General features: G+C 66.0%; 2 protein-coding genes. Both read left to right on the top strand.

Annotation, left to right across the window (positions count from 1 at the left end):
- On the top strand, nucleotides 1-1,084 hold a 1,084-nt coding region (locus AWZ10_RS53950; RefSeq protein WP_244172567.1), incomplete at its 5' end, for an alpha-amylase family protein.
- Nucleotides 1,081-1,907: alpha-amylase family glycosyl hydrolase (locus tag AWZ10_RS27485; protein ID WP_244172566.1), on the top strand; the 827-nt coding region annotated here is incomplete at its 3' end. The genes AWZ10_RS53950 and AWZ10_RS27485, both read left to right, overlap by 4 nt.

Here is a 1,907-nt window from a genome sequence, read left to right as displayed (position 1 = left end):
CTTCGCCCTGCAGTGCTCCCCCGACCACCCCTGGGTGCACAAACACCCCGAGTGGTTCCACCACCGCCCCGACGGCACGATCGCCTACGCGGAGAACCCGCCGAAGAAGTACCAGGACATCTACCCCATCGCCTTCGACGCCGACCTGCCCGGCCTCCTCGCCGAGACCACCCGCATCCTGCGCCACTGGATGGACCACGGCGTACGGATCTTCCGCGTCGACAACCCCCACACCAAACCGGTGCTCTTCTGGGAACAGGTCATCGCCGACGTCAACACCACCGACCCCGACGTCATCTTCCTGGCCGAGGCCTTCACCCGCCCCGCCATGATGCACACCCTGGCCGCCACCGGCTTCCAGCAGTCCTACACCTACTTCACCTGGCGCACCACCAAACAGGAACTCACCGACTACGCCACCGAACTCGCCGGGGACGCCGCGAGCTACATGCGGCCCAACTTCTTCGTCAACACCCCCGACATCCTCCACGCCTTCCTCCAGGAAGGCGGCCGCCCCGCCTTCGAACTCCGCGCCGTCCTGGCCGCCACCCTCTCCCCCACCTGGGGCGTGTACTCCGGCTACGAACTCTGCGAGAACACACCGCTCAAGCCCGGCAGCGAGGAGTACCTCGACTCCGAGAAATACCAACTCCGCCCCCGCGACTGGGACACAGCCGCACAAGACGGACGTACGATCGCACCCCTCATCACCGCGATCAACGACATCAGACGGCGCCACCCCGCACTGCACGGGCTCAGGAACCTGCGCTTCCACCACACCGACAACAACGCGGTGATGGCCTACAGCAAGAGCGCGGGCTCGGACGCGGTCGTGGTGGTCGTGAACCTCGACCCCCACCGCGCCCAGGAGGCCACGGTCACGCTCGACATGGCGGAACTCGGCCTGGGCCCGGACGAGAACGTGCCGGTGCGCGACGAGTTGACGGGGGAGACCTACCGCTGGGGAAGGACGAACTACGTGCGCCTGGAACCCGGGCGGGCGCCCGCGCACGTCCTCCACGTCCAACTCCGTGCCGAGAGCACGTCCTCCTCGTCGCAGATCGGAGGGTCAGGCACGCCATGACCACGAACAAACCCATCCCGGACACCTTCGAGGACACTCCGCAGAGGGACCGGGATCCGGACTGGTTCAAACGCGCCGTCTTCTACGAGGTCCTCGTCCGCTCCTTCCAGGACAGTGATGGCGACGGCATCGGCGACCTCAAGGGCCTCACCGCCAAACTCGACTACCTGCAGTGGCTGGGCATCGACTGCATCTGGCTCCCGCCCTTCTTCAAATCGCCCCTGCGCGACGGCGGCTACGACGTCTCCGACTACACCGCCGTCCTCCCCGAGTTCGGCGACCTCGCCGACTTCGTCGAGTTCGTCGACGCCGCCCACCAACGCGGCATGCGCGTCATCATCGACTTCGTCATGAACCACACCAGCGACCAGCACCCGTGGTTCCAGGAGTCCAGGAACGACCCCGACGGCCCCTACGGCGACTACTACGTCTGGGCCGACGACGACAAACAGTTCCAGGACGCCCGCATCATCTTCGTCGACACCGAAGCCTCCAACTGGACCTTCGACCCCGTCCGCAAGCAGTACTTCTGGCACCGCTTCTTCTCCCACCAACCGGACCTCAACTACGAGAACCCGGCGGTACAGGAGGAGATCATCTCGGCGCTGCGGTTCTGGCTGGACCTGGGCATCGACGGCTTCCGCCTGGACGCGGTGCCCTACCTGTACCAGCAGGAGGGCACCAACTGCGAAAACCTTCCCGCAACCCACCACTTCCTCAAGCGGGTGCGGAAGGAGATCGACGCGCACTATCCCGACACCGTGCTGCTGGCCGAGGCGAACCAGTGGCCGGAGGACGTCGTCGACTACTTCGGCGACTTCCC

The organism is Streptomyces europaeiscabiei, assembly GCF_001550375.1.
Lineage (GTDB): Bacteria > Actinomycetota > Actinomycetes > Streptomycetales > Streptomycetaceae > Streptomyces > Streptomyces europaeiscabiei.
This window is presented reverse-complemented; position numbering and strand designations above follow the sequence as displayed.